Raw genomic sequence first — 24907 nt, 5'->3', positions numbered from 1 at the left:
TTGTTTCATGTTTATTGTTTATAAATAAGTGGCAATGATGAAGATGGGGGATTTTCACTTTTAAAAAAAATCCCCCTTCATTGTGTATATAACTTCGCTTGTGACGGATACTAATCACAACAATGGTGAATTATTCAACTGCTTCACCAGTGCCATTTTTAATCACTAGATGAAAGCGAGGCATCGATAGATGAAAGCAACAGGTATTGTTCGACGAATCGATGATTTAGGACGAGTTGTAATCCCGAAAGAAATTCGCAGAACACTTCGCATCCGTGAAGGAGACCCGCTTGAAATATTTGTTGACCGCGATGGCGAGGTCATTTTGAAAAAGTATTCGCCGATTAGTGAGCTAGGTGATTTTGCAAAAGAGTACGCTGAGGCTCTTTTTGACAGTTTAGGACAACCTGTGCTCATTTGTGATCGCGATGTATTTATTGCCGTAGCAGGCGGATCGAAAAAGGAGTATTTAAATAAGAGCGTAAGTGAGCTTGTTGAAAAAGTGATGGAAGACCGTCAGTCTATTTTGCATACAGAAGAAAAAAGCGTATCATTTGCGCAAGGTCATGAAGAACATATGCAATCATACGTGATTGCGCCAATTATCGCTGGAGGAGATCCAATCGGAGCAGTCATTATTTTCTCGAAAGATAAAACGCTCGGTGAAGTAGAGCATAAAGCAGCAGAAACTGCAGCGAGTTTCCTTGCTCGGCAAATGGAACAATAAAGGTAGCATCTCGCTACCTTTTTTTGATGTATAATTATACGTAATCGGAAAAGGTGAAGTATATGGAAAAAAAAGATTGGTTGCGCGGTGCATTCGTGTTGACGGTCGCCGCCTTATTTACAAAAACATTAAGTGCTTTTTACCGAATTCCGTATCAAAATATTGCTGGTGACATCGGATTTTATATTTACCAACAAGTTTATCCTTTTTATGGTGTTTTTCTTGCTTTGTCAACGTATGGTTACCCAGTTGCGATCTCAAAGCTTATTGCTGAAAATAAACAATCAACATATAAGTTTGCTGTCGTTCGGCTTTCTTTTTATTTTTTATCATGTATGAGCATCATCATGTTTTCTATTCTTTATTTCGGGGCTTCATCGCTAGCAAAGACCATGGGGGATCACCAATTAGTTTCGCTCATTCGCGCCATTTCGTTTGTCTTTTTACTTCTCCCATTTACTTCCGTTTTTCGTGGCTATTTTCAAGGGATAGGGGAGATGGTTCCGACAGCTGTTTCACAAGTAGTAGAACAATTTGTACGGGTGTGTGCCATTTTATTTTTTTCTTCTCTTTTGCTTCATCGCGGATTTACCGTTTATGAAGCAGGCGCTGGGGCGATGGCAGGTTCACTTATGGGAAGTTTTGCTGCTCTCGCTGTACTCGCTGCATATATGTTGCGAAAACGGATGCATGTTCATACTCGGCTATGGCTTCCGATGAAAGAAAAAAGAAAAGTGCTTTTATTTTTAGCTGTTCATGGTGTAACAATTTGTTTAGCTAACATGGTTCTCGTTTTAATGCAGCTTGTTGACTCATTTACCCTTCTCCCTTTATTGCAACAAGCGGGATTGCATGAACTAGCTAAAACGGCAAAGGGAGTTTATGATCGTGGTCAACCGTTCATTCAGCTTGGGACGGTAGCAGCTACTTCTTTTTCGTTAGCGCTTGTGCCGATGTTATCAGGGGAACAAATGGAACGTAATACAATATATACGGCTGTTCGTGTGGCGTTTGTCATCGGAATGGGAGCAGTAGTTGGTTTAATTTGTATATTAAAACAAGCGAATGTGATGTTGTTTAAAGATCATGTTGGTGCAATGGAGCTGACGATTTTAGCGATTTCCATTCTTTTTACTTCTTTAACATTAACGTTTATTGCTATTTTACAAGGGCTTGGAGATGTATTTCGTCCACTTTTCGCCGTTTGTATGGGCATGATAGCAAAATGGGGGCTGAATGTCGTGCTCGTTCCTTTATGGCATACAGTAGGAGCAGCTGTAGCGACATTCATTGCATATGCTGTCATGTGTGGGATCGCCTTTTTTTATGTACAAAAGAGAATGTCTCGTCCTTTGCTTTCGTTTTCTACAATCATTCAAACGATAAAGGCTGCAGCGATGATGGCAATGGTTTTGGCTGGATATATCATATTGACAAACGAGTTGCCAGTCCATCAAGGGCGCTTATTTTCGTCTTTTCAAGCGATCATTGGCGTTTTTATTGGAGTATTTGTTTATATTATAATGATTGTTAAAAAAGAAGTTTTTGCGGAAGAAGACTTGTTAGCTTTTCCGTTTGGACGTTATTTAATAAATATAAAACAAAGAAAGGCTGGATAGTCATGGGTACAATTACAATCGTCGGTCTTGGGGCAGGAGACATAGACCAGTTGTCTTTCGGTGTGTACCGTACATTAAAACAGGCAAATCGCATCTTTTTACGAACAAAAGATCATCCTGTTGTCCCACAATTAGAGGCGGAAGGAATATACGTTCAATCGTTTGACGACATATACAAAAAATACGATCAGTTTGAACAAGTATACGAACATATTGTTGAATATTTATGTGAAGAAGTGAAAAAAGGGGATGTTGTATACGCTGTTCCAGGACATCCACTAGTTGCTGAGCGTACAGTAAAGCTATTGCTTGAAAAAAAAGATCACATTTCTGTTCGTGTGGAAGGAGGACAAAGTTTTCTTGATGCGTTATTTACTGCCATTGAGCTCGATCCGATTGAAGGGTTTCAATTTGTTGACGCTACTTCGTTTCATCTGGACGAAATTCAGTTGCGGAATCATATCATTTTTTGCCAAGTATATGACTCGTTTATTGCATCTGATGTAAAATTAGCTTTATTGGAAAAATTACCACACGATTATCCCGTTTTTATCATTTATGCGGCAGGAAGTAAGCGGCAACGCATGGAAAAAGTCCCACTATATGAGCTAGATCGGGTCATAACCGTCAGCAATTTAACGAGTGTTTATGTACCAAAAGTAGAAAATGATGAGCTGCTATATCATGATTTTACTACTTTACGACGTGTGATTTCGACGTTGCGTGGGCCTAATGGTTGCCCGTGGGACCGAAAACAGACACACCAGTCGCTGAAAAAATATTTGCTTGAAGAAGTGTATGAGCTTCTTGATGCAATTGATCAGCAAGACGATGAAAACATGATTGAAGAATTAGGTGACGTATTGTTACAAGTTATGCTTCATGCTCAAATTGGAGAAGATGAAGGAATGTTTTCGATTGATGATGTCATTCGTGCCATTACAGAAAAAATGATTCGCCGTCATCCTCATGTATTTGGAGACGTTCATGTCGAGCATGCAGAACAGGTCGTACGTAACTGGGAAGCAATCAAGCAGGCAGAAAAGGAGCATACACCTCATTCATTGCTTGACGATGTCGCCAAAGCGTTACCGGGTACGCTACGCGCATATGAATATCAAAAAAGAGCCGCAAAAGTTGGGTTTGATTGGTCGGAAGTGGAGCCGATGTGGCGTAAAGTGGAAGAAGAAATAAATGAAGTACAGCAAGAAGCTAATCAAATGGATGAACAAAAACTAAAAGCAGAATTTGGAGATTTACTATTTGCGTTGATCAATGTATGTCGATATTATAAAGTCAATCCTGAAGAAGCATTAGCAATGGCGAATGAAAAGTTTTACCGTCGTTTTCAATATATCGAAGAGAAAGTGAAAGGTTTAGGAAAAGAATGGAACGAATATTCGTTGAACCAATTAGATGAAATGTGGGAAGAAGCGAAAAGGGAGGGGTTGTAATATGCGACTCGATAAGTTTTTAAAAGTTTCACGGCTCATTAAAAGAAGAACGTTAGCAAAAGAAGTCGCTGATCAAGGACGTGTTTTTATTAACGGTCAACAAGCAAAAGCGAGCTCAACCGTAAAAATAGGTGATGAAATTATGATTCAATTTGGTCAAAAACATGTGACAGTAAAAGTGGTCGAATTGCAAGAGCATGCGAAAAAAGAAGATGCGAGTGCATTATACGAAATTGTAAAAGAAGAGCGAGTGGAATAGCTTGTTCTAAACTATTCCCTCCCCTCATACACTTGTACAAACGACCGTTGTGAGGGGGAGACGTTGATGACGCAAAATATTGGAAATAAAGGGCCCGTTCAAGAACACGACATTGTCATGCGCAGTCGGCGCACGTTAGAAATTACCGGTGTAAAACAAGTAGAAAGTTTCGATAATGAAGAGTTTTTACTGGAAACGGTTATGGGCTTTTTGTCTGTGAAAGGGCAGAATTTACAAATGAAAAACTTAGATGTAGACAAAGGAATTGTCTCCATTAAAGGTAAAATTTTTGAAATCATTTATTTAGACGAACATCATACGGAGAAAGCTAAAGGATTCTTTAGCAAGTTGTTTAAATGAGTTTGCATGTGCAATTTACGACTTTGCTTGCGATGATTGGAACAGGAATCATCATCGGTGCATCTTTTGATACATACGCACATATATTCCATCGTTCTGAACGTCATCGGCTGATCGTATGGATTGCAGATATTCTTTTTTGGATCGTACAAGCGCTATATGTCTTTTACACGTTATTGCTCGTGAATAATGGGCAAATTCGCTTGTACATTTTTTTAGCTATTTTATGTGGGTACGCTGCTTACCAAGCGTTGTTTCAAAATATGTATGTTCGCTTGTTGCAACAGATCATTCGCATCGTTGTGACGTTATATCGTTTCCTTATGCGTTTATTTTATTACATCATCATATTTCCGCTCCGACTTCTTTACCGTTTTTTTGTTTTTTTATTCATCACTACTTGTCATGTTGTTTTGTCGGTTGGTAAAATTTTATATAAAGTGATCTATGGATGTGTACAATTTTTATTGCAACCATTCATATGGATCGGACGTTTCATTTGGCGAAAGACCCCACTTCGTTTTCAAGTAACGGTTGGTCGCGTTTTTCATATTGGAAAAGGGTTTTTTTTGAGAATAGCGAATATGTTTAGAAAAAAAGGGTAACGAAAGAAGGAGCGGTGAAAAACATGGGCGTCCCACAGAGAAGTAAAGTGAAAAAAATACAAACGTCGTATGTCATTCAACAAGAAAAACAAGAACATAAAAAGGCGCGACGTCGTAAAAAGAAGGTGATTCGTTTTAGCATTGTGGCAACGATGGCGTTAGCCGCTTCTTCGCTATTTTTATATACGATGATGGCACAATCTTCTGCGATCAATGAGCAACTAAAAGCGAAAGAACAGTTGGAAGAAAAGTTACGCACGTTGCAACAAGATGAAAAAAGATTGAAAGAGGAAATCAAAAAATTAAACGATGATAAATATATTGCCGAATTGGCTCGAAAACAATATTTTTTGTCGAAAGAAGGAGAAATTATTTTTATTACTCCTGAGGAGTAAGATGGGCAGAAGGCTTATTGACACTTGTTTTTTTCATTATGTATAATGAAAGAAACGATTTTTCAGATTTTAAGGAGGAGCACTTTTTTTATGTCAATTGAAGTAGGCAGCAAGTTACAGGGAAAAGTAACGGGCATTACAAAATTCGGAGCGTTTGTTGAGTTACCAGAAGGCGCGACAGGATTAGTGCACATTAGTGAAGTAGCTGACAGCTATGTAAAAGACATCAACGAACATCTTAAAGTAGGCGATGTTGTCGAAGTTCGTGTCATTAATGTTGAGAAGGATGGAAAAATTGGCTTATCGATCAAAAAGGCAAAGGAACAGGCTTCACGTCCGCGCAATAAAGGAAACGATCGCGCTTCAAAAGAAAGCTTTGAGCAGAAAATTAGCCGTTTCTTAAAAGAAAGTGAAGATCGTTTAGCATCCCTTAAACGCCATACCGAATCGAAACGAGGAGGTCGAGGTGCTCGACGTGGTTAACTTGCTGCCGAATAAGACATGAGGCAGTTTATATAAGCATCCATTTCGTAAGTGGATGCTTTTTCGTTTGGATTTTATGAAAAAACTATTGACTTTATCGGAGAAACATAGTAGAATTACAAATGTCGTTGCGTGGCGGCGTAGCTCAGCTGGCTAGAGCGTACGGTTCATACCCGTAAGGTCGGGGGTTCGATTCCCTCCGCCGCTACCAAATTGTATAAACGGCCCGTTGGTCAAGTGGTTAAGACACCGCCCTTTCACGGCGGTAACACGGGTTCGAATCCCGTACGGGTCATAAAAACACCAATTTCGTCATGAAATTGGTGTTTTTTGTTTATATAAGCCATTTTTTGTGGTATTCCGTCGAAAAATTTATGTTATTCGTCTTCTTTTTTTGACAAAATTTTGATAATTCAGTCTGTATAATATCAAGTAATAGACGGATATATGGAAAAGGGGAGAGGATGAACGTGGAGAGATTGGAACGGAAGTTAGTCAATCAAATGGCGGAAGTACCTTTAAGTGGGACAAGAACAACGATGTCGCAATGGTTTCAACGGTTTACAGTTCGTCTAAGTCATTTACTATTTCAACAAGGTTTTTTATTTCTAGTTATCGGTTTTTTACTTGGACGAGCTCTCATTTTAACAAAGATGACACCGTTTGCTTTACCTTTTTTCGCAGCAATTTATTTACTTCGACGCGATAAGTTAGGATTTGTGTTTATTGCTTTATTTGCAGGATCGTTGACCATTTCTTTTTACACTTCTTTATTTATCGTTGCTTCGATCGTGATGTTTCTTATTTTCTATCGATTGTTTTTCTGGATAGATGCTCTACCGAAAAGATTGCCTGTTGTCGTATTTTTTGCCTCTGTTTTTGCGAAAATGGGCATGATTTATGCATGGGATCATGAATGGACGCTATATGAAGGAATGATGATGTTTATTGAAGCGGGTCTCGCCTCTATTTTAACGCTCATTTTTTTGCAAAGTGTTCCGTTGTTTGATCATCAAAAGTATAAACAAACGTTAAAACCAGAAGAAGTCATTTCCTTTGTCATCCTCATTTCTTCAATGTTGACCGGAATGGTTGGTTGGTCGATTTATGACCTTTCGTTAGAACATGTTGCATCGCGCTATTTATTGTTGTTGTTTGCTTTTGTCGCTGGTGCGACTGTTGGCTCAACTGTTGGTGTCGTTACAGGACTTATTTTAAGTTTAGCGAGCGTCTCAAATTTGTATCAAATGAGCTTACTTGCGTTTGCTGGGTTGCTTGGTGGCCTCCTGAAAGAAGGGAGGAAGTTAGGTGTTTCTCTTGGTCTTGTCGTTGCAACATTGTTAATTGCTCTTTATAGTCAGGGAATAGCGGACATTGTGCCGAACATCGTAGAATCGTTATTAGCCGTTTTACTTTTTCTTATGACTCCACATTCGTTAACGAGCAAGATGGCCAAATATGTGCCAGGAACGGTTGAACATACGAATGAGCAGCAACAATATGTGCGAAAAATTCGCGATGTCACCGCTCAGCGAGTTGAGCAATTTTCTCATGTGTTTCAAGCATTATCGAAAAGTTTCTCTTCATATGGTGTGCTAACACATGAAGAAGAGGAAGAACGTGAAATTGATTATTTTTTAAGTGATGTTGCTGCTAAAACGTGTCAAACATGTTTTAAGAAAGATCAATGTTGGATGAACCACTTTGATAAAACATATGACTACATGAAGAAAATTATGCAAGAGACGAGTGAAAACGATCAAATGACGAACGCAAAGTTGCTTCGCGAATGGAATAAACATTGCGTGAAAGCAAATAAAGTTGTTCAGATCATTGAGAAAGATGTGTCGTTTTATAAAGCAAATAAAAAATTAAAGCAACAAATGAAAGAAAGTAGAAGGCTTGTGGCTGAACAGTTATTAGGTGTGTCGCAAGTAATGGAGGATTTTGCTAAAGAAATTCAAAAGGAGCGTGAAAATTATTATGTGCAGGAAGAGCAGATTTTGCACGCTCTTCAACAGTTCGGTGTCGATGTGAACGATGTAGAAATTTATAGTTTAGATAAAGGAAGTGTTGATATTGAGATGGTCATTCCGTATTGCGATGGAAGGGGAGAATGCGAAAAGCTTATCGCACCGATGCTATCTGACATTTTAGGTGAGACGATCATTGTAAAAAAAGAGGATTGTTCTGTCTATCCAAATGGCGATTGTCGTGTTGCGTTTAGTTCATCGAAAGCGTTTGTCATTGATACAGGCGTTGCATATGTTGCAAAGGGTGGGGGATTCATTTCAGGTGACAGCTATGCGATGATGGAAATTGGTGGTGGAAAATATGCGTTAGCTATTAGTGATGGAATGGGAAATGGGGAACGAGCACATTATGAGAGTAAAGAAACACTCAAACTATTACAAAAAATTTTACAATCGGGAATTGAAGAACGAATTGCGATTAAATCGATCAACTCTATTTTAGCGTTGCGGACGACAGAAGAAATTTTTTCAACGCTCGATTTAGCCATTGTTGATTTGCAAAATGCAACAACAAAATTTTTAAAAGTCGGTTCATCGCCAAGCTTTATTAAACGAGGAAGCAACGTCATGAAAATTGAGTCGAGCAATTTGCCAATAGGAATTATTACTGGGGTAGAGTTTGAAATGATCGAAGAACAATTAAAAGCGGGAGATTTGCTCATTATGATGAGTGATGGTATTTTTGACGGAGTTTCTCATATTGAGAACCATGATGTATGGATGAAACGAAAAATTAAGGAATTAAAGACAAATGATCCGCAAGAAGTATCTGAATTGCTTTTAGAAGAAGTGATCCGTGTTAATGGTGGGGAAATTGAAGATGATATGACAATCGTTGTTGCACGTATTAAGCATAATACACCGAAATGGGCGGTCATTCCGGCATATCAATATATGAAATAAAAGGTATAAAATCCCCTCTGCGCGTCGATGATGGAAGTATACTACTTTTTTTCGGAGGGGATAAACGTATGCGAAAAGGGACGTTGCGTCAAATTTTATTAATTACAGACGGTTGTTCTAATCAAGGTGAGGATCCAATTGCTATGGCGGCATTAGCAAAAGAACAAGGGATTACAGTTAATGTAATCGGTGTTCTTGACCAAGATATTATTGATGAGCAAGGATTACGTGAAATTGAAGGGATTGCTCAATCAGGCGGGGGAATTAGTCAAGTTGTATATGCTAAACAATTATCACAAACCGTGCAGATGGTAACAAGAAAAGCGATGACACAGACGTTACAGGGTGTTATTAATCAAGAGTTGAAACAAATTTTAGGATCCAAAGCTTCAATCGAGCAGCTCCCGCCAGAAAAAAGAGGGGAAGTGATGGAAGTTGTTGAAGAATTAGGCGAAACCGTTAACCTACAAGTTTTAATATTAGTAGACACAAGTGGAAGTATGAAGACAAAGTTGCAAACAGTAAAAGAAGCGTTATTAGATCTATCTATTAGTTTAAATGCTCGTTTGGGAAATAATGAATTTTCTGTTTTTGTATTTCCCGGGAAAAAGGGAGAGGTGGATCGCATTTTAGATTGGACACCGAAAATGGAGTCCATTTCAAGTGTATTTCCAAAACTAACATCTGGTGGTATTACACCAACCGGTCCAGCCATTCGCGAAGCGGTACAACAATTTCAAAAAAGACGTTCATTAAAAAGTTTATTTATCCATGACGGTGATGACGATGTATACATCGAACAATCTATGTAACATTCGAACAGGGACGGTCATAGAAGGAAAGTGGCATAAACGTCGCTATGAAATTATAAAACCGATCGGTAAAGGGGCGAATGGCGTTGTTTATTTAGCGAAAGAAGGACGGGCGTTTGTGGCGCTGAAAATAAGCAATCAAGCAATGACCATGATGTCAGAAGTAAATGTATTGAAACGATTTTCGGAGGTCCAGGGAGTTGCCCTCGGACCTTGTTTATTAGACGTAGACGATTGGCTTCATCCATATGAAAAAAAGATTTATTCATTTTATGTGATGGAATATATTGAAGGAGATGATTTGTTAACTTTTATTCAGAAGCGTGGGAAAGAATGGATAATTGTTGTTATACTACAGCTACTAGGTGATTTGCATGAATTGCATGAAAAAGGATGGGTGTTTGGTGATTTAAAGCCAGACAATTTAATTGTTTCTGGGACGGTCCCAAAAGTGCGATTAATTGATGTAGGAGGTACGACAATTCGTGGACGAGCGATTAAAGAATTTACAGAGTTTTTTGATCGTGGTTATTGGGGAATGGGGACGAGGAAGGCAGAACCATCATACGATTTATTTGCAGTAGCGATGATTATGATAAATATGTGCTATCCCAAACGATTTGAAAGAAGAGAAAATGGACGAGAGCAGCTACGTCTTATGATCTCTTCTCATCCTTATTTGAAAAAATATGAGAAAATACTATGGCGTGCACTAGATGGGAAGTATACTTGTGCTCACGAAATGAGAACGGATTTGCTGCAATGTATGCAACAGCCGTCTGTGCAGAAAGAAAAGCGAGAAGAGAGAACGGTGCGCGCAAAAGGAAAGAAAAAATTTCGTTTATTAGAGACGATGTTTTTGTTTGTTTGTCTTTTATTTATGTATGTTGTTTATTTGTATGTTCAAATTCTTTAATTTTTTTCGCATTCGTTTTGAGTGTAAGCAATAAGATATGGTACGATTGTAAAAAACGACGCTACTAAGAGGGAGAGTATGCTAGAAGTTGTGCATGAATTTATTAAAAAGCATCAATTGCTTGAGCGTGGTACAACCGTTGTTGTTGGCGTGTCAGGCGGTCCGGACTCGTTAGCACTGCTTCACTTTTTATGGACCGAAAAAGAACGTTACGATATTCAGCTTGTTGTTGCGCATGTTGATCATATGTTGCGAGGGAAACAATCAGAAGAAGATATGCATTTTGTGAAACATTTTTGCAAACAACATAGTATTATATGTGAGGCAACACAACTGAACGTTCTAGCATATATGGAGCGAACTGGAAAGGGTGTGCAAGAGGCAGCACGTGACTGTCGCTATGCTTTCTTTGAGCAGGTGATGTCGAAACATCATGCGCATTACGTTGCTTTAGGTCATCACGGTGATGATCAAATAGAAACAGTACTTATGCGGCTAGTACGTGGAAGTACAACGAAAGGCTATGCAGGCATACCGGTAAAGCGACCATTCAGTAATGGATACATTATTCGTCCTTTTTTATGTATTGATCGACCGCAAATCGAACAATATTGTCAAAACAACGGATTACATCCTCGACAAGACCCGAGCAACGAAAAGGATAATTACACACGCAACCGTTTCCGTCATTTCGTTTTGCCTTTTTTAAAACAGGAAAACATTCGCGTCCATGAACATATTCAACAGTTTAGTGAGATGATGAGTGAAGATGAAGCGTTTTTAGAGCAGTTGACAAAAGAAAAGTTGAAACATGTTGCCGATCAAAAAGAAGGATATGTCTGTATCGATATCCTTTCGTTTATGAGCATGCCAAAACCTTTACAAAGACGAGGGATTAAACTAATATTAAACTATCTTTATGGGGATGTCTCAACGAAATTGTCTTCTATACATATAAATCAAGCGTTACAATTTTTAAAACGGCAACATCCTTCAGGTATGCTTCATTTTCCAAACGGATTAAAAGTGATTCGTCAATATGAGGTGTGTATATTTACATTTCAACAGGAACAGACGAATGAATATGAGTTTCTTTTCCATGTTCCTGATACGCTCGTATTACCAAATGGATGTCAACTTATCAGTCAGTTTGTTGATCACTATCCTTTCATTGAAGACGATGATTATGTAGTGATTGATGTTGATCACCTAGCTTTGCCGCTTCGGGTGCGAACGAGAAAGCACGGAGATCGCATGAAAGTAAAAGGAATGGAGCATACAAAAAAAGTATCCCGTATTTTTATCGATGAAAAAGTTCCAGCCAGCAAGCGGGCACAATGGCCAATCGTCGAAGATGCAAACGGAAACATTATATGGATTCCTGGTGTAAAAAAATCCGCTTATACAGCAACAAATATTACAAAAAATCGCTATATTGTATTACACTATAAAAAGCAATGAATGATGGTAGGAGGAAAGAATATGGGTATGCATCAAGATATGGAAAAAATTTTAATTACGGAAGAACAAATTCAACAAAAAGTAAAAGAACTAGGAGCATTATTGACGAAAGAATATGAAGGGCGCTTTCCGCTTGCGGTTGGCGTACTAAAGGGTGCGATGCCGTTTATGGCAGATTTAATTAAGCATATAGATACATATTTAGAAATTGATTTTATGGATGTATCGAGCTATGGAAATGCAACGGTCTCATCAGGAGAAGTCAAAATTTTGAAAGATTTAAACACATCGGTTGAGGGTCGCGATGTGCTCATTATTGAAGATATTATTGATAGCGGGTTAACGCTAAGCTATTTAGCAGATTTATTCCGTTATCGCAAAGCAAAATCGATTAAAATTGTGACTTTGCTTGATAAACCGTCTGGTCGAAAAGCAAATATTGAAGCTGATTATGTCGGTTTTATCGTTCCAGATGAATTCGTTGTCGGTTATGGGTTAGACTATTGTGAGAAATACCGAAATCTTCCGTACATCGGTGTGTTAAAACCAGAAGTATACAGCAAATAATTTTTTCATGCACATCGTTTGTTTTGGAACGTTTTTCTATGATACTATTGACTATAGCGTGTTTTAAGTGTGGGAGGAGGTAGGAGATGAACCGCATTTTCCGTAATACAATCTTTTACTTACTTATTTTTCTTGTCGTCATTGGTGTTGTAAGCTTTTTAAATGGCGGCAATCAACGGGCGGAGCGGATGACGTACGATGCGTTCATTACCCATTTAGAAAATGGAGATGTAAAGTATGTCTCATTGAAGCCAGAGCGAGGCGTTTATGAAATTCGCGGACAACTCAAAACGTACGCAGAAGGGCAGTTTTTCACAACTTACGTAGCGAACAGTCCACAAATTCTTCAACGAATTGATGAGGCTGCGGAAAAGGCGAAAGTGGAAGTGTTGCCTGCGGATGAAACGAGCGGATGGGTGACGTTTTTTACGTCCATTATTCCGTTTATCATCATTTTTATTTTGTTTTTCTTTTTACTAAACCAAGCACAAGGCGGCGGCAGTCGGGTCATGAATTTTGGCAAAAGCCGTGCGAAACTGTATAACGAAGATAAGAAGCGGGTTCGCTTTAAAGACGTTGCCGGTGCGGATGAAGAAAAGCAAGAACTTGTTGAAATTGTTGAGTTTTTAAAAGATCCTCGTAAGTTTGTTGAACTCGGGGCTCGCATTCCAAAAGGTGTTCTTCTCGTCGGACCACCTGGAACAGGAAAAACGTTACTAGCGAGGGCGGTTGCTGGGGAAGCTGGTGTTCCATTTTTCTCTATTAGCGGTTCCGATTTCGTTGAAATGTTTGTCGGTGTTGGTGCTTCACGCGTACGTGATTTATTTGAAACAGCGAAGAAAAACGCTCCTTGTATCATTTTCATTGACGAGATTGATGCGGTCGGACGTCAACGTGGCGCTGGTTTAGGTGGAGGCCATGATGAACGGGAGCAAACATTAAACCAATTGCTCGTTGAAATGGATGGATTTAGCGGAAACGAAGGAATTATCATTATCGCTGCGACAAACCGTCCTGACATTTTAGACCCAGCCCTTTTACGTCCAGGTCGTTTTGACAGACAAATTACGGTTGACCGCCCAGATGTGAAAGGTCGTGAAGCTGTTCTTCGCGTGCATGCACGCAACAAGCCACTTGATGAATCTGTTGACTTAAAAGCGATTGCGATGCGTACACCTGGTTTTTCAGGTGCAGATTTAGAAAACTTATTAAATGAGGCTGCGCTTGTTGCTGCTCGGCGCAACAAGAAAAAGATTGATATGAGCGATATTGATGAAGCAACGGATCGTGTCATTGCTGGTCCTGCTAAGAAAAGTCGCGTTATTTCTGAAAAAGAGCGAAAAATTGTCGCTTATCACGAAGCAGGTCATACTGTCATTGGTATGGTGCTTGCCGATGCGGAAATGGTTCACAAAGTAACGATTGTGCCACGTGGTCAGGCTGGTGGATATGCGGTCATGTTACCGAAAGAAGATCGTTATTTTATGACGAAACCAGAGTTGCTTGATAAAATTACAGGGCTTCTTGGCGGACGTGTGGCCGAGGAAATCGTATTTGGCGAAGTAAGTACAGGAGCGCATAATGACTTCCAGCGCGCAACAAGTATTGCTCGTCGCATGGTTACGGAGTTTGGAATGAGCGATAAGCTCGGACCAATGCAGTTTGGTCAGTCTCATGGTCAAGTGTTCTTAGGTCGTGATTTGCATAATGAGCAAAATTATAGCGACCAAATCGCATATGAAATTGACCTTGAGATGCAACGCATTATTAAAGAATGTTACGAAAAAGCGAAACGCTTACTAACGGAAAATCGCGACAAATTAGAGTTAATTGCCAATACGCTACTTGAAGTGGAAACACTTGATGCAGAGCAAATTAAGCATTTGTTCGAACATGGTACGTTACCAAATCGAAATGATAATAAACAAGAAGAAGTAAAAGTAAATATTCAAACGAAAAAAGAAGAATAAAGGTGTCTCTTTTTATAAGAGGCATCTTTTTTTACCGTCGGGTTAAGCGATTATGATATGATGAAAAAAGGAACAAATTGTGAAAAAGTGGGGATGAGTGATGATTTTTGTATTAGACGTTGGAAACACGAATACGGTATTAGGTGTGTATGATGGCGATGAGCTCAAGTTTCATTGGCGCATTGAAACGAGTCGAAGCAAAACAGAAGATGAATACGGAATGATCGTGAAAATGTTATTGCAAGATGTCGGATTGCGTTTTTCTGATATTGACGGCATTATTATTTCTTCTGTTGTTCCACCGATTATGTTTGCATTAGAGCGCATGTGTAAAAAATATTTTCATATTAAACCGCTCATTGTAGGTCCTGGCATTAAAACGGGGTTGAACATTAAGTACGACAACCCAAAAGAAGTCGGGGCGGACCGAATCGTTAATGCGGTAGCAGGCATTCATTTGTATGGCGCACCGCTCATTATTGTCGATTTCGGTACTGCGACAACGTACTGCTATATTAACGAACATAAGCAATATATGGGAGGGGCTATTGCGCCAGGGATTACGATTTCTACGGAAGCGCTTTACTCTCGAGCCGCTAAACTTCCGCGTATTGAAATAGTCCGTCCAGATGACATTATTGGAAAAAATACAGTGAGTGCGATGCAAGCAGGAATTTTATATGGATATGTTGGACAAGTGGAAGGAATTGTGTCACGAATGAAAGAAAAAAGTGCCGTTCCTCCAAAGGTCATTGCAACAGGTGGGTTAGCATCTTTAATTGCCCATGAATCGAATGTGATTGATATTGTTGATCCGTTTTTAACGCTAAAAGGATTACAATTGTTATATGAGCGAAACAAGAAAGGTGAGTGACAACGATGGCAGATTATTTAGTAAAAGCGCTAGCGTATGATGGTCAAGTGCGTGCATATGCGGTGCGCACAACAGAAACGGTACAGGAAGCGCAGCGAAGACATCAAACGTGGCCAACAGCGTCTGCAGCATTAGGTCGTGCGATGACAGCGGGTGTGATGATGGGAGCGATGTTAAAAGGAGATAGCCAAATTACAATTAAAATTGAAGGTGGCGGACCTATTGGGCACATTCTCGTTGATAGTAACGCCAAAGGACATGTTCGCGGTTACGTATCCAATCCACATGTTCATTTTGAATTGAATGCGAATGGGAAGCTCGATGTCGCTCGAGCAGTTGGGACAAATGGAACGTTAACTGTTGTAAAAGACTTAGGATTGCGTGACTATTTCACAGGACAAGTTCCGCTCGTATCTGGGGAGCTTGGTGAAGATTTTACATACTATTTCGTTTCTTCTGAACAGACGCCATCATCAGTTGGGGTTGGTGTGCTAGTCAATCCGGATCATACGATATTGGCGGCTGGTGGTTTTATTTTGCAACTTATGCCGGGCACAGAAGAAAAAACAATTGCCGACATTGAAAAAAATTTAGCTACCATTCCACCGATCTCAAAAATGATTGAAAGTGGCTTAACACCGGAACAAATTTTATATGCATTGCTCGGTGGGGAACAAAATGTAAAAATTCTTGAAACGATGCCTGTGTCATTCGCTTGTCGTTGTTCACGTGAGCGAGTAGCAGATGCCATTGTTAGTTTAGGGGCAGAAGAAATTCAACAAATGATTGATGAAGAAGGAAAAGCCGAGGCGTCTTGTCATTTCTGTAATGAAACATATACATTCTCAGCTGAAGATCTTGAAGAATTAAAAAAGTTGGCAAAACAAAAATAAATGATTGACAATTTCGAAAATAACTGATAAATTGGTTACAAATTCTATAAAAATACTCGGGATTAGAGGTGGATGAAATGGCACGTGTAGTACAATCTATTACAGAGTTAATTGGTCAAACACCGGTAGTAAAGTTAAATCGCATCATTGATGAAAATAGTGCAGACGTGTATTTAAAGCTGGAGTTTATGAACCCAGGAAGCAGCGTGAAAGACCGCATTGCATTGGCAATGATTGAAGCAGCCGAGAAAGCAGGAAAAATTCAGCCTGGTGACACGATCATTGAACCGACAAGCGGAAATACGGGAATTGGTTTGGCAATGGTTGCTGCTGCAAAAGGATATAAAGCCATTTTCGTTATGCCTGATACGATGAGTTTAGAGCGTCGCAATTTACTTCGTGCTTATGGGGCAGAGCTTGTTTTAACGCCAGGAAGCGAAGGAATGCGTGGAGCGATTCAAAAAGCAGAACAGCTCGCACAAGAGCATGGCTATTTTATGCCCCAACAATTTAAAAACGAAGCAAACCCTGAAGTGCATCGTTTAACAACAGGAAAAGAAATCGTTGAGCAAATGGGTGATCAACTAGATGCATTTGTAGCTGGGATTGGAACGGGTGGAACCATTACAGGAGCTGGGGAAGTGTTGCGTCAAGCATATCCAAACATTAAAATTTATGCCGTTGAACCAGCCGACTCTCCTGTACTTTCTGGTGGAAAGCCGGGGCCACATAAAATCCAAGGAATTGGAGCTGGCTTTGTTCCTGATATTTTAAATACATCCATTTATGATGAAGTCGTCACTGTAAAGACAGAAGAAGCATTTGCTGCCGCACGTCTAGCTGCTCGCCAAGAAGGTATTTTAGGAGGTATTTCATCTGGTGCAGCGATTCATGTCGCGTTGCAAGTGGCGAAAAAATTAGGAAAAGGAAAGAAAGTGTTAGCAATTATTCCAAGTAACGGTGAACGTTATTTGAGCACACCACTATATCAGTTTGAAGAATAATTCGGCAAGGGCGTTCTTGCCGAATTTTTTTTCGTGATTGTTTCTATATGTTCGTTGTACAATAAGCGTATGGATTGATGAAGAGGGGGGACATCTTTGAACAAGCAAAAGCGACGAACAATGATTAAAAAGATCGCATACACACAACAAGATTGGTTTTCGCAATATAAAGCATTGTCGCGACAACAGTTGCATCATGCTTTGCTTGAAAGCGGGCGAGATGGCCGATATAGCATAGTCGGTTTACAACCGTTTGCAGTAGTTATCGGTAAAGACGACAAACTGACGGTATGGCAAAAGCATCGTACCGAGACATTTGAAGGGAATATATTGCAATCGTTAAAAAAATGGTTCAATCAATGGAAAACAGACAAGTTAGAAGAAGGACCCGATTTTCAAGGGGGGGCCATTGGCTACATCAGTTACGATTGCGCTCGTTATATTGAAAATCTTCCATCCATCGCATGTGACGATTTAAATATGCCGGATTTGTATTTTTTAATATTTGATGACGTGTTCGTATATGATCATCATGAATCTTCCCTTTATTTTATTACTCATTATGTAGAAGGAGAAGAACAACAAGCACGTGAACGTCTTGCGCGATATGAGCAACTATGGACAACGGACTTTTCGGACGTTTCCCGTCCGTTTATTCCGAACTACGAAAAAGAAGAAACAGTTTCAATGGACGAAGAGCAGTTTATGGAAGCTGTCGAAAAAGTGCGTGCGTATATTGCCCAAGGTGATGTCTTTCAAGTGAACTTGTCTGTACGACAATCGAAACGATTACTTACACACCCGTTTGCGATTTATGAAAAATTACGCACATTAAATCCATCGCCGTATATGGCTTATATGCATTTCCCAGAATTTCAAATCGTAAGCGGTTCACCCGAGCTACTTGTGAAAAAGAAAGGTGAGTATGTAAGTACGCGTCCGATTGCAGGAACGCGTTCACGTGGTAAAACGATTCAAGAAGATGAACAAATCGCTCAGTCATTATTAGCAAACGAAAAAGAGCGAGCGGAACATTTAATGCTTGTTGACCTAGAGCGGAACGATCTTGGACGTGTATGTGCATACGGAACGGTACATGTGGACGAGTTTATGGTCATTGAAAAATATTCCCATGTCATGCATCTCGTCTCTCACGTTTCTGGACGAATTGAAGAAGGTAAAGACGCATTCGATGTGATATCAGCTGTGTTTCCAGGTGGAACGATTACAGGGGCACCAAAAGTACGAACAATGGAAATTATTGAAGAACTAGAGCCAGTTCGACGTGGTGTTTACACAGGTTCCATTGGCTGGATCGGATTTAACGGCGATATGGAGTTAAACATTGCGATTCGAACGATGATTGCGAAAGATGGTCTTGCCTATGTACAGGCGGGGGCAGGAATCGTTATTGATTCTCAACCAGAACATGAATATAAAGAATGTTTAAAAAAAGCATTTGCTTTATGGAAAGCAAAAGAGTTGAGCGAAGAAGAGTATGTACAATTAAGCATGAGGTGAGCAAAATGATTTTAATGATTGATAACTATGATTCGTTTACGTATAACCTCGTTCAATATTTAGGGCAATTAGGGGAAGAATTAATCGTTAAACGAAACGATGAAGTAACGATTGCTCAAATTGAACAACTTCAACCGCATTTTTTAATGATTTCACCCGGCCCGTGCAGTCCGAACGAAGCGGGTATTAGCATGGAAGCTATTGAATATTTCGCAGGGAAAATACCGATTTTTGGTGTTTGTCTTGGTCATCAGTCGATTGCACAAGTGTTTGGTGGGGAAGTTGTGCGCGCCGAACGTTTAATGCACGGCAAAACATCATTAATTTTTCATGACGGACAAACGATCTTTACTCATATTCCTAATCCGTTTACTGCTACGCGTTATCACTCGTTAATTGTAAAAAAAGAGACGTTGCCAGATTGCTTTGAAATTTCTGCATGGACAGAAGAAGGGGAGATTATGGCTATTCGCCATAAAACATTGCCGATTGAAGGGGTTCAATTTCATCCTGAGTCGATTATGACTGAGCATGGTTTAGAAATACTTAAAAATTTTATTACATTATATAGATAAAGTGATGTCGTATGTTTGTTTATGTGAATGGACAAGTCGTAAAGAAGGAAGATGCCCTCATCTCCCCATTTGATCACGGGTTTATGTATGGACTTGGAGTGTTTGAAACGTTTCGTGTATACGATGGACATCCGTTTTTACTTGACGACCATTTAACGCGTCTTCAAAGCGGGCTTAATATGCTAAATATTTCATGTTCTATCACTCGAAATGATGTGTTGCAAATTCTTTTCCAGTTGTTAAAGGCGAACGGTTATCGCGATGCGTATGTACGCTTAAATATATCTGCTGGAATCGGAGACGTTGGACTGCAAGTAGAACCGTATACAAATCCGACAATTATTATGTATATGAAGCCGATCCCAACGTTTTCAGAAGAAAAAGTATGTAAAATATTACAAGTGAGACGAAATACACCGGAAGGCCCGATTCGTTTAAAGTCCCATCATTATTTAAACAATATTTTAGGTAAACAAGAAGTTGGGCATTACCCAAATGTAGAAGGTATTTTCCTTACAAAAGAAGGGTTTATAGCAGAAGGAATTGTGTCCAACATTTTTTGGTTAAAAGACGGTATCGTGTATACTCCTTCAGTGGAAACAGGTATTTTAAACGGTATAACGCGATTGTTTGTGATCGATTTGTTGCGCTCGTGGGGTGTTCGTGTGAAAGAGGGATTTTACTCGCTACAACAACTGAAAGAAGCAGATGAAATATTTTTAACAAACTCCATTCAAGAAATCGTGTCGGTTTGTCGGTTAGATGACGATGTATATCCCGGGAAATGCGGGGAAATGACGAGCCGTCTCCAACGCGCATATGCCTCTTTTACCACACATTTATGGACAAGGTATGAAAGAAAGGATGGGTACGTTAATTGATGCATGTTATATATTGCGGAAAGCATAAGTTGGATTTGCGAAAGCAAACGGTCATTATGGGTATTTTAAATGCAACCCCCGACTCTTTTTCGGATGGGGGAAAGTATAATCATGTAGAGCAGGCGGTTGAACGTGCAAAGCAACTTGTAGCCGAAGGAGCGCATATCATTGATATTGGGGGGGAGTCGACTCGTCCTGGAGCTGAAAAAGTATCCCTTGAAGAGGAGTTGCGTCGCGTCATTCCAATTGTAGAGGCAGTTGCTAAGGCAGTGGATGTGCCAATTTCGATTGATACGTATAAGGCGGAAGTAGCTAAACAAGCCATCGAAGCTGGAGCGACAATGATTAATGACGTTTGGGGAGCCAAGGCAGATTCCAACATGGCTCAAGTAGCTGCTGACTATGGTGTACCTATTGTATTAATGCATAATCGCCACGATCGCCATTATAAAGATCTCATTTCGAATATGATTAACGATTTAAAAGAAAGTATCCATATAGTCAAACGAGCAGGTGTGAAAGATGAGCAAATTATTATTGATCCAGGTATCGGGTTTGCTAAAACAGTGGAACATAATTTGGAAGTAATGCGTCGGCTAGATGAACTTGCGGTTCTTCGTTATCCCATTTTGTTAGGGACATCGCGAAAATCATTTATCGGGCATGTACTTGATTTGCCGGTACATGATCGATTAGAGGGAACGGGAGCGACGGTTTGCCTCGGTATTGCAAAGGGGGCTCACATCGTTCGTGTGCACGATGTTTTACCAATGGCCAGAATGGCTAAAATGATGGATGCGATGCTTGGAAAGGGGGGAGTGTATGCGCGATAAAATTTACGTTCAGCAGATGGAGTTTTATGGGTATCATGGAGTATTTCCAGAGGAAAATAAACTCGGTCAACGTTTTTATGTTGATGTCATTATTGAAACAAATTTAAAACAAGCCGGTATAACTGACGATTTAAATGAAACAGTGAACTATGCACATATATACGACATATGTCAAAATATTGTAGAAGGAAAGCCGTTTAAATTAATTGAGGCAGTGGCGGAACGCATTGCTGAGCAAGTTTTATCCGCGTATGCAACGGTGTCATCGTGCACTGTCAAAGTAACAAAGCCGAATCCGCCGATTAAAGGTCACTATGCATATGTGGCGGTTGAAATTACGAGAGGACGTTAATAAAATGGAATATATTTCTTATATTTCATTAGGTTCAAATATAGAGGATCGTTTTGATTATTTGCTCAAAGGGGTTATGGCGTTAAATGACCATACATGCATTTCCGTTTTAGCGACATCCTCAATTTATGAAACAGATCCGGTCGGATATGTCAAGCAAGCTTGTTTTTTAAATATGGTTGTAAAGGTGGCTACATCGTTATCTCCATTTGCTTTGTTGGCCGCTACGATGGACATTGAACAACAGTTTGGCCGCAAGCGAGAAGTTCATTGGGGACCGCGGACGTTAGACCTTGACATTTTGCTATATAATCATGAAAATATTGAAACAGAGCAACTTATTATTCCACATCCGCGTATGCTTGAACGGGCGTTTGTACTCATCCCGTTGTTTGAAATAGATGAATCTTTAATTATTCCATCTGTTCAACGTCCTTTACGTTCGTATGTTGAACAGTTATCGGATCAAGGAGTTCGTATATGGAAGAGTCGGGAAGCGGTGGCGGAACTGTTTATGCTTTCAAGAAAGGAGGGAGTTTAATGTTTAAAATCGGGAATGTACAAATCAATAACCCTGTTGTGCTTGCACCGATGGCGGGAGTATGTAATTCGGCTTTTCGTCTAACTGTAAAAGAGTTCGGTGCTGGACTTGTCTGTGCCGAGATGGTAAGCGACAAAGCCATTTTATTTAATAATCCAAAAACGATGGGCATGCTTTATATTGATGAACGTGAAAAGCCATTAAGCTTACAAATTTTTGGTGGAGAAAAAGAAACGCTTGTACAAGCAGCTAAATATGTAGATCAACATACAAACGCCGACATCATCGATATTAATATGGGGTGCCCCGTACCGAAAATTACAAAATGTGATGCAGGGGCAAAATGGCTATTAGATCCAAATAAAATTTACGATATGGTAGCAGCAGTCGTCGATGCGGTAGAGAAGCCAGTGACGGTAAAAATGCGAATCGGTTGGGATGAAAATCATATTTATGCTGTTGAAAATGCTCAGGCAGTAGAACGGGCAGGCGGACAAGCAGTTGCTGTTCATGGACGAACGCGCGTACAAATGTATGAAGGAAAAGCAGACTGGAACGTCATTAAACAAGTAAAAGAAGCGGTTCGTATTCCTGTTATCGGTAACGGTGATGTACAGACCCCTCAAGATGCAAAACGAATGTTAGAACAAACAGGTGTCGATGGCGTGATGATTGGGCGTGCTGCCCTCGGTAATCCATGGATGATCTATCGTACCGTTCGTTATCTAGAAACAGGCGAGCTCATCCCAGAACCGTCTGTGCGTGAAAAAATCGAAGTGTGTATTTTGCATTTGGATCGTTTAATTGCTTTAAAAAATGAATATATCGCTGTAAAAGAGATGCGTAAACACGCGGCATGGTATTTAAAAGGCATTCGTGGAAATGCCAAAGTTCGCAATGCGATAAATGAATGTCAGACACGTGATGAACTTGTAACGTTGCTTATGAATTTTGTTGAAGAAGTTGAATCAAAAGAACATCATGTTGCAATAGAATCATAAAACATACTGTCAGCAGTTTATGCTGGCAGTATTTCTTGAAAAATAAACGGTTATTGGAGTGAATTTTTATGTCGCATGAAGAATTAAATGATCAGCTATTAGTTCGTCGTGAAAAGTTACACAAGTTACGCGAAAAAGGGATCGATCCGTTTGGAAAACGATTTGAGCGCACACATCAAGCAGAAGAATTGTTTACGTTATATGGTCATCTATCAAAAGAAGAGCTTGAAGAAAAGCAAATTCATGTTTCTATCGCTGGTCGCATTATGACAAAGCGAGGAAAAGGGAAAGCGGGATTTGCACATATTCAAGATTTAACGGGACAAATTCAAATTTATGTACGTAAAGACGACGTTGGTGAAGAGCAGTATGAAATTTTTGACACATCAGATTTAGGGGATATTGTCGGTGTACAAGGAACAGTATTCAAAACAAAAGTAGGAGAATTATCTATTAAGGCGCATTCATATGAAATGCTAACAAAATCGTTGCGGCCACTCCCAGAAAAATATCATGGGCTTAAAGATATCGAGCAACGTTATCGCCAACGTTACCTCGATTTAATTATGAATCCAGAAAGTAAAAAAACATTTATTACACGCAGTTTAATCATTCAATCAATGCGTCGCTATTTAGATCAAAAAGGATATTTAGAAGTAGAGACTCCGATGATGCATTCGATTGCTGGGGGAGCCGCCGCGCGTCCATTTATTACCCATCATAACGCTTTAGATATGACGTTGTATATGCGTATTGCGATTGAGTTACACCTAAAACGTTTAATCGTTGGTGGGCTAGAGAAAGTATATGAAATCGGTCGTGTGTTCAGAAATGAGGGTATTTCAACACGTCATAATCCAGAGTTTACAATGCTTGAGCTTTACGAGGCATATGCTGATTATACAGATATTATGAAATTAACAGAGGATATGATTGCGCATATTGCTCAAGAAGTGCTTGGAACGACAAAAATTCAATATGGAGAGTATGAAGTAGATTTAACACCGTCATGGAAACGACTTCATATGGTTGATGCAATTAAAGAATATGCGGGCGTTGATTTTTGGAAGCATATGAGTGATGAGGAAGCGCGTCAATTAGCGAAAGAACACGGGGTGGAAGTAGCCCCACATATGACATTTGGTCATATCGTAAACGAGTTTTTTGAACAAAAAGTAGAAGAACATCTTATTCAACCAACATTTATTTATGGTCATCCGGTTGAAATTTCGCCTTTAGCGAAGAAAAATCCAGAAGATCCACGCTTCACAGATCGATTTGAACTATTTATCGTTGCGCGTGAACATGCAAATGCGTTCACAGAACTAAATGACCCAATCGATCAACGGGAACGATTTGAGGCGCAATTGAAAGAAAAAGAGCAAGGAAATGACGAGGCGCATGAGATGGACGAAGATTTTATTGAAGCATTAGAATATGGAATGCCTCCAACAGGCGGATTGGGAATTGGCATTGATCGTCTTGTTATGTTGTTAACGAACTCACCATCAATCCGGGATGTGTTGTTGTTCCCTCAAATGCGTCATAAATAATTTTAAAAGAAAAACTGAGTGAGGTGTTTTTCCTTACTCAGTTTTTCTTAAAAAAATAAAAAAAACATCTTGCTTAAAGATGATGAAATGTGATATATTACTAAACGTCCGTATTAAAGGTAACATGTGAAAATAAAAAATAAAAAAAGTTGTTGACAAGAAAAAAAGTAAATGTTATATTAAAAAAGTCGCTTCAAAGGCGACAAGATGTTCCTTGAAAACTGAACGAAGCGAAAAGCGTAAAGAAGCTAAGGATAACTTTTCTATGGAGAGTTTGATCCTGGCTCAGGACGAACGCTGGCGGCGTGCCTAATA

The 24907-nt window shown here is 39.6% G+C and carries 25 protein-coding genes and 2 tRNA genes; all 27 read left to right on the top strand.

The features are described 5' to 3' along the window. Window positions 1-190 precede the first annotated feature (190 nt). The 27 genes from spoVT (at window position 191) to lysS (ending at window position 24592) form a co-directional block, all read left to right on the top strand. Window positions 191-727: a stage V sporulation protein T gene (gene spoVT / locus CS060_RS10630; protein ID WP_035050671.1), complete on the top strand. Its 537-nt coding sequence runs from the start codon at window positions 191-193 to the stop codon at window positions 725-727. A gap of 62 nt (window positions 728-789) precedes the next feature. Then, window positions 790-2346, top strand: coding sequence for a putative polysaccharide biosynthesis protein (locus CS060_RS10625; protein WP_099668944.1), 1557 nt, complete (start codon window positions 790-792; stop codon window positions 2344-2346). A gap of 2 nt (window positions 2347-2348) precedes the next feature. Further along, window positions 2349-3800, top strand: a complete 1452-nt coding sequence (gene yabN / locus CS060_RS10620) for a bifunctional methyltransferase/pyrophosphohydrolase YabN (protein WP_099668943.1) — start codon at window positions 2349-2351, stop codon at window positions 3798-3800. Between the two features lies 1 nt (window position 3801). Then, the gene (locus tag CS060_RS10615) at window positions 3802-4059 is read left to right on the top strand and encodes an RNA-binding S4 domain-containing protein (RefSeq protein WP_035048257.1); all 258 of its coding nucleotides are present in this window, start codon (window positions 3802-3804) and stop codon (window positions 4057-4059) included. 66 nt (window positions 4060-4125) lie between these two features. Continuing rightward, window positions 4126-4419, top strand: coding sequence for a sporulation protein YabP (yabP, locus tag CS060_RS10610; protein ID WP_035048261.1), 294 nt, complete (start codon window positions 4126-4128; stop codon window positions 4417-4419). An 8-nt stretch (window positions 4420-4427) separates the two neighbouring features. Then, the gene (yabQ, locus tag CS060_RS10605; protein ID WP_257211133.1) at window positions 4428-5024 is read left to right on the top strand and encodes a spore cortex biosynthesis protein YabQ; all 597 of its coding nucleotides are present in this window, start codon (window positions 4428-4430) and stop codon (window positions 5022-5024) included. A 23-nt stretch (window positions 5025-5047) separates the two neighbouring features. Beyond that, entirely contained in the window at window positions 5048-5419 is a 372-nt protein-coding gene (locus tag CS060_RS10600) for an FtsB family cell division protein (RefSeq protein WP_035048264.1), read from the top strand. A gap of 90 nt (window positions 5420-5509) precedes the next feature. Beyond that, window positions 5510-5902 carry a S1 domain-containing RNA-binding protein gene (locus CS060_RS10595; protein ID WP_006323664.1) on the top strand — a complete coding sequence of 131 codons (393 nt, stop codon included), beginning with the start codon at window positions 5510-5512 and terminating at the stop codon, window positions 5900-5902. A 134-nt stretch (window positions 5903-6036) separates the two neighbouring features. After that, window positions 6037-6113: transfer RNA gene (locus tag CS060_RS10590), tRNA-Met, on the top strand. Window positions 6114-6125: 12 nt separating this feature from the next. Further along, window positions 6126-6197, top strand: a tRNA-Glu gene (locus CS060_RS10585). Window positions 6198-6372: 175 nt separating this feature from the next. Beyond that, a complete protein-coding gene (spoIIE, locus tag CS060_RS10580; RefSeq protein WP_035048277.1) occupies window positions 6373-8838 on the top strand; it encodes a stage II sporulation protein E in 2466 nt (821 codons plus the stop codon). Continuing rightward, on the top strand, window positions 8802-9650 hold the full coding sequence (locus tag CS060_RS10575) for a vWA domain-containing protein (RefSeq protein ID WP_255350576.1): 849 nt from the start codon (window positions 8802-8804) through the stop codon (window positions 9648-9650). The genes spoIIE and CS060_RS10575 overlap by 37 nt, the downstream gene beginning before the upstream one ends. Beyond that, entirely contained in the window at window positions 9619-10566 is a 948-nt protein-coding gene (gene prkT / locus CS060_RS10570; RefSeq protein WP_035048281.1) for a serine/threonine protein kinase PrkT, read from the top strand. Before CS060_RS10575 ends, prkT begins: the two co-directional genes overlap by 32 nt. Window positions 10567-10644: 78 nt before the next feature. Further along, window positions 10645-12027, top strand: coding sequence for a tRNA lysidine(34) synthetase TilS (gene tilS / locus CS060_RS10565; RefSeq protein WP_035048270.1), 1383 nt, complete (start codon window positions 10645-10647; stop codon window positions 12025-12027). A gap of 21 nt (window positions 12028-12048) precedes the next feature. Beyond that, window positions 12049-12594, top strand: coding sequence for a hypoxanthine phosphoribosyltransferase (hpt, locus tag CS060_RS10560; protein WP_009360757.1), 546 nt, complete (start codon window positions 12049-12051; stop codon window positions 12592-12594). Between the two features lie 86 nt (window positions 12595-12680). Next, window positions 12681-14564: an ATP-dependent zinc metalloprotease FtsH gene (gene ftsH, locus CS060_RS10555; RefSeq protein ID WP_035048274.1), complete on the top strand. Its 1884-nt coding sequence runs from the start codon at window positions 12681-12683 to the stop codon at window positions 14562-14564. A 100-nt stretch (window positions 14565-14664) separates the two neighbouring features. Beyond that, window positions 14665-15438 carry a type III pantothenate kinase gene (locus tag CS060_RS10550; protein WP_035050356.1) on the top strand — a complete coding sequence of 258 codons (774 nt, stop codon included), beginning with the start codon at window positions 14665-14667 and terminating at the stop codon, window positions 15436-15438. 5 nt (window positions 15439-15443) lie between these two features. Next, window positions 15444-16331, top strand: coding sequence for an Hsp33 family molecular chaperone HslO (hslO, locus tag CS060_RS10545; protein ID WP_035050372.1), 888 nt, complete (start codon window positions 15444-15446; stop codon window positions 16329-16331). Window positions 16332-16408: 77 nt separating this feature from the next. After that, window positions 16409-17335: a cysteine synthase A gene (gene cysK, locus CS060_RS10540; protein ID WP_035050358.1), complete on the top strand. Its 927-nt coding sequence runs from the start codon at window positions 16409-16411 to the stop codon at window positions 17333-17335. A 120-nt stretch (window positions 17336-17455) separates the two neighbouring features. After that, window positions 17456-18856 carry an anthranilate synthase component I gene (gene trpE, locus CS060_RS10535; RefSeq protein ID WP_035050375.1) on the top strand — a complete coding sequence of 467 codons (1401 nt, stop codon included), beginning with the start codon at window positions 17456-17458 and terminating at the stop codon, window positions 18854-18856. Window positions 18857-18861: 5 nt separating this feature from the next. Beyond that, the gene (gene pabA / locus CS060_RS10530) at window positions 18862-19431 is read left to right on the top strand and encodes an aminodeoxychorismate/anthranilate synthase component II (RefSeq protein WP_035050360.1); all 570 of its coding nucleotides are present in this window, start codon (window positions 18862-18864) and stop codon (window positions 19429-19431) included. An 11-nt stretch (window positions 19432-19442) separates the two neighbouring features. Then, complete coding sequence (gene pabC / locus CS060_RS10525; protein ID WP_035050361.1) at window positions 19443-20312, top strand: aminodeoxychorismate lyase; 870 nt, start codon at window positions 19443-19445, stop codon at window positions 20310-20312. Continuing rightward, a complete protein-coding gene (folP, locus tag CS060_RS10520) occupies window positions 20312-21145 on the top strand; it encodes a dihydropteroate synthase (RefSeq protein ID WP_099668941.1) in 834 nt (277 codons plus the stop codon). The genes pabC and folP overlap by 1 nt, the downstream gene beginning before the upstream one ends. Next, complete coding sequence (gene folB, locus CS060_RS10515) at window positions 21135-21497, top strand: dihydroneopterin aldolase (protein WP_035050364.1); 363 nt, start codon at window positions 21135-21137, stop codon at window positions 21495-21497. Before folP ends, folB begins: the two co-directional genes overlap by 11 nt. A gap of 4 nt (window positions 21498-21501) precedes the next feature. After that, on the top strand, window positions 21502-22038 hold the full coding sequence (folK, locus tag CS060_RS10510; protein ID WP_035050365.1) for a 2-amino-4-hydroxy-6-hydroxymethyldihydropteridine diphosphokinase: 537 nt from the start codon (window positions 21502-21504) through the stop codon (window positions 22036-22038). Continuing rightward, a complete protein-coding gene (gene dusB / locus CS060_RS10505; protein WP_035050370.1) occupies window positions 22038-23039 on the top strand; it encodes a tRNA dihydrouridine synthase DusB in 1002 nt (333 codons plus the stop codon). The genes folK and dusB overlap by 1 nt, the downstream gene beginning before the upstream one ends. Before the next feature lie 68 nt (window positions 23040-23107). Further along, a complete protein-coding gene (lysS, locus tag CS060_RS10500; protein WP_035050371.1) occupies window positions 23108-24592 on the top strand; it encodes a lysine--tRNA ligase in 1485 nt (494 codons plus the stop codon). Window positions 24593-24907: the final 315 nt, after the last annotated feature.

Source organism: Anoxybacillus flavithermus, assembly GCF_002742685.1.
Taxonomy (GTDB): Bacteria; Bacillota; Bacilli; order Bacillales; family Anoxybacillaceae; genus Anoxybacillus; species Anoxybacillus flavithermus_E.
Note: the sequence above shows the minus strand (reverse complement) of the source record. Positions and strands in the feature narration are given on the sequence as shown.

Coding starts and splice junctions, on each gene's coding strand:
- spoVT (WP_035050671.1), top strand. CDS start 191: ATGAAAGCAACAGGTATTGTTCGACGAATCGATGATTTAGGACGAGTT.
- CS060_RS10625 (WP_099668944.1), top strand. CDS start 790: ATGGAAAAAAAAGATTGGTTGCGCGGTGCATTCGTGTTGACGGTCGCC.
- yabN (WP_099668943.1), top strand. CDS start 2,349: ATGGGTACAATTACAATCGTCGGTCTTGGGGCAGGAGACATAGACCAG.
- CS060_RS10615 (WP_035048257.1), top strand. CDS start 3,802: ATGCGACTCGATAAGTTTTTAAAAGTTTCACGGCTCATTAAAAGAAGA.
- yabP (WP_035048261.1), top strand. CDS start 4,126: ATGACGCAAAATATTGGAAATAAAGGGCCCGTTCAAGAACACGACATT.
- CS060_RS10600 (WP_035048264.1), top strand. CDS start 5,048: ATGGGCGTCCCACAGAGAAGTAAAGTGAAAAAAATACAAACGTCGTAT.
- CS060_RS10595 (WP_006323664.1), top strand. CDS start 5,510: ATGTCAATTGAAGTAGGCAGCAAGTTACAGGGAAAAGTAACGGGCATT.
- CS060_RS10575 (WP_255350576.1), top strand. CDS start 8,802: ATGGGCGGTCATTCCGGCATATCAATATATGAAATAAAAGGTATAAAA.
- prkT (WP_035048281.1), top strand. CDS start 9,619: ATGACGATGTATACATCGAACAATCTATGTAACATTCGAACAGGGACG.
- tilS (WP_035048270.1), top strand. CDS start 10,645: ATGCTAGAAGTTGTGCATGAATTTATTAAAAAGCATCAATTGCTTGAG.
- hpt (WP_009360757.1), top strand. CDS start 12,049: ATGGGTATGCATCAAGATATGGAAAAAATTTTAATTACGGAAGAACAA.
- ftsH (WP_035048274.1), top strand. CDS start 12,681: ATGAACCGCATTTTCCGTAATACAATCTTTTACTTACTTATTTTTCTT.
- CS060_RS10550 (WP_035050356.1), top strand. CDS start 14,665: ATGATTTTTGTATTAGACGTTGGAAACACGAATACGGTATTAGGTGTG.
- hslO (WP_035050372.1), top strand. CDS start 15,444: ATGGCAGATTATTTAGTAAAAGCGCTAGCGTATGATGGTCAAGTGCGT.
- cysK (WP_035050358.1), top strand. CDS start 16,409: ATGGCACGTGTAGTACAATCTATTACAGAGTTAATTGGTCAAACACCG.
- trpE (WP_035050375.1), top strand. CDS start 17,456: ATGATTAAAAAGATCGCATACACACAACAAGATTGGTTTTCGCAATAT.
- pabA (WP_035050360.1), top strand. CDS start 18,862: ATGATTTTAATGATTGATAACTATGATTCGTTTACGTATAACCTCGTT.
- pabC (WP_035050361.1), top strand. CDS start 19,443: ATGTTTGTTTATGTGAATGGACAAGTCGTAAAGAAGGAAGATGCCCTC.
- folP (WP_099668941.1), top strand. CDS start 20,312: ATGCATGTTATATATTGCGGAAAGCATAAGTTGGATTTGCGAAAGCAA.
- folB (WP_035050364.1), top strand. CDS start 21,135: ATGCGCGATAAAATTTACGTTCAGCAGATGGAGTTTTATGGGTATCAT.
- folK (WP_035050365.1), top strand. CDS start 21,502: ATGGAATATATTTCTTATATTTCATTAGGTTCAAATATAGAGGATCGT.
- dusB (WP_035050370.1), top strand. CDS start 22,038: ATGTTTAAAATCGGGAATGTACAAATCAATAACCCTGTTGTGCTTGCA.
- lysS (WP_035050371.1), top strand. CDS start 23,108: ATGTCGCATGAAGAATTAAATGATCAGCTATTAGTTCGTCGTGAAAAG.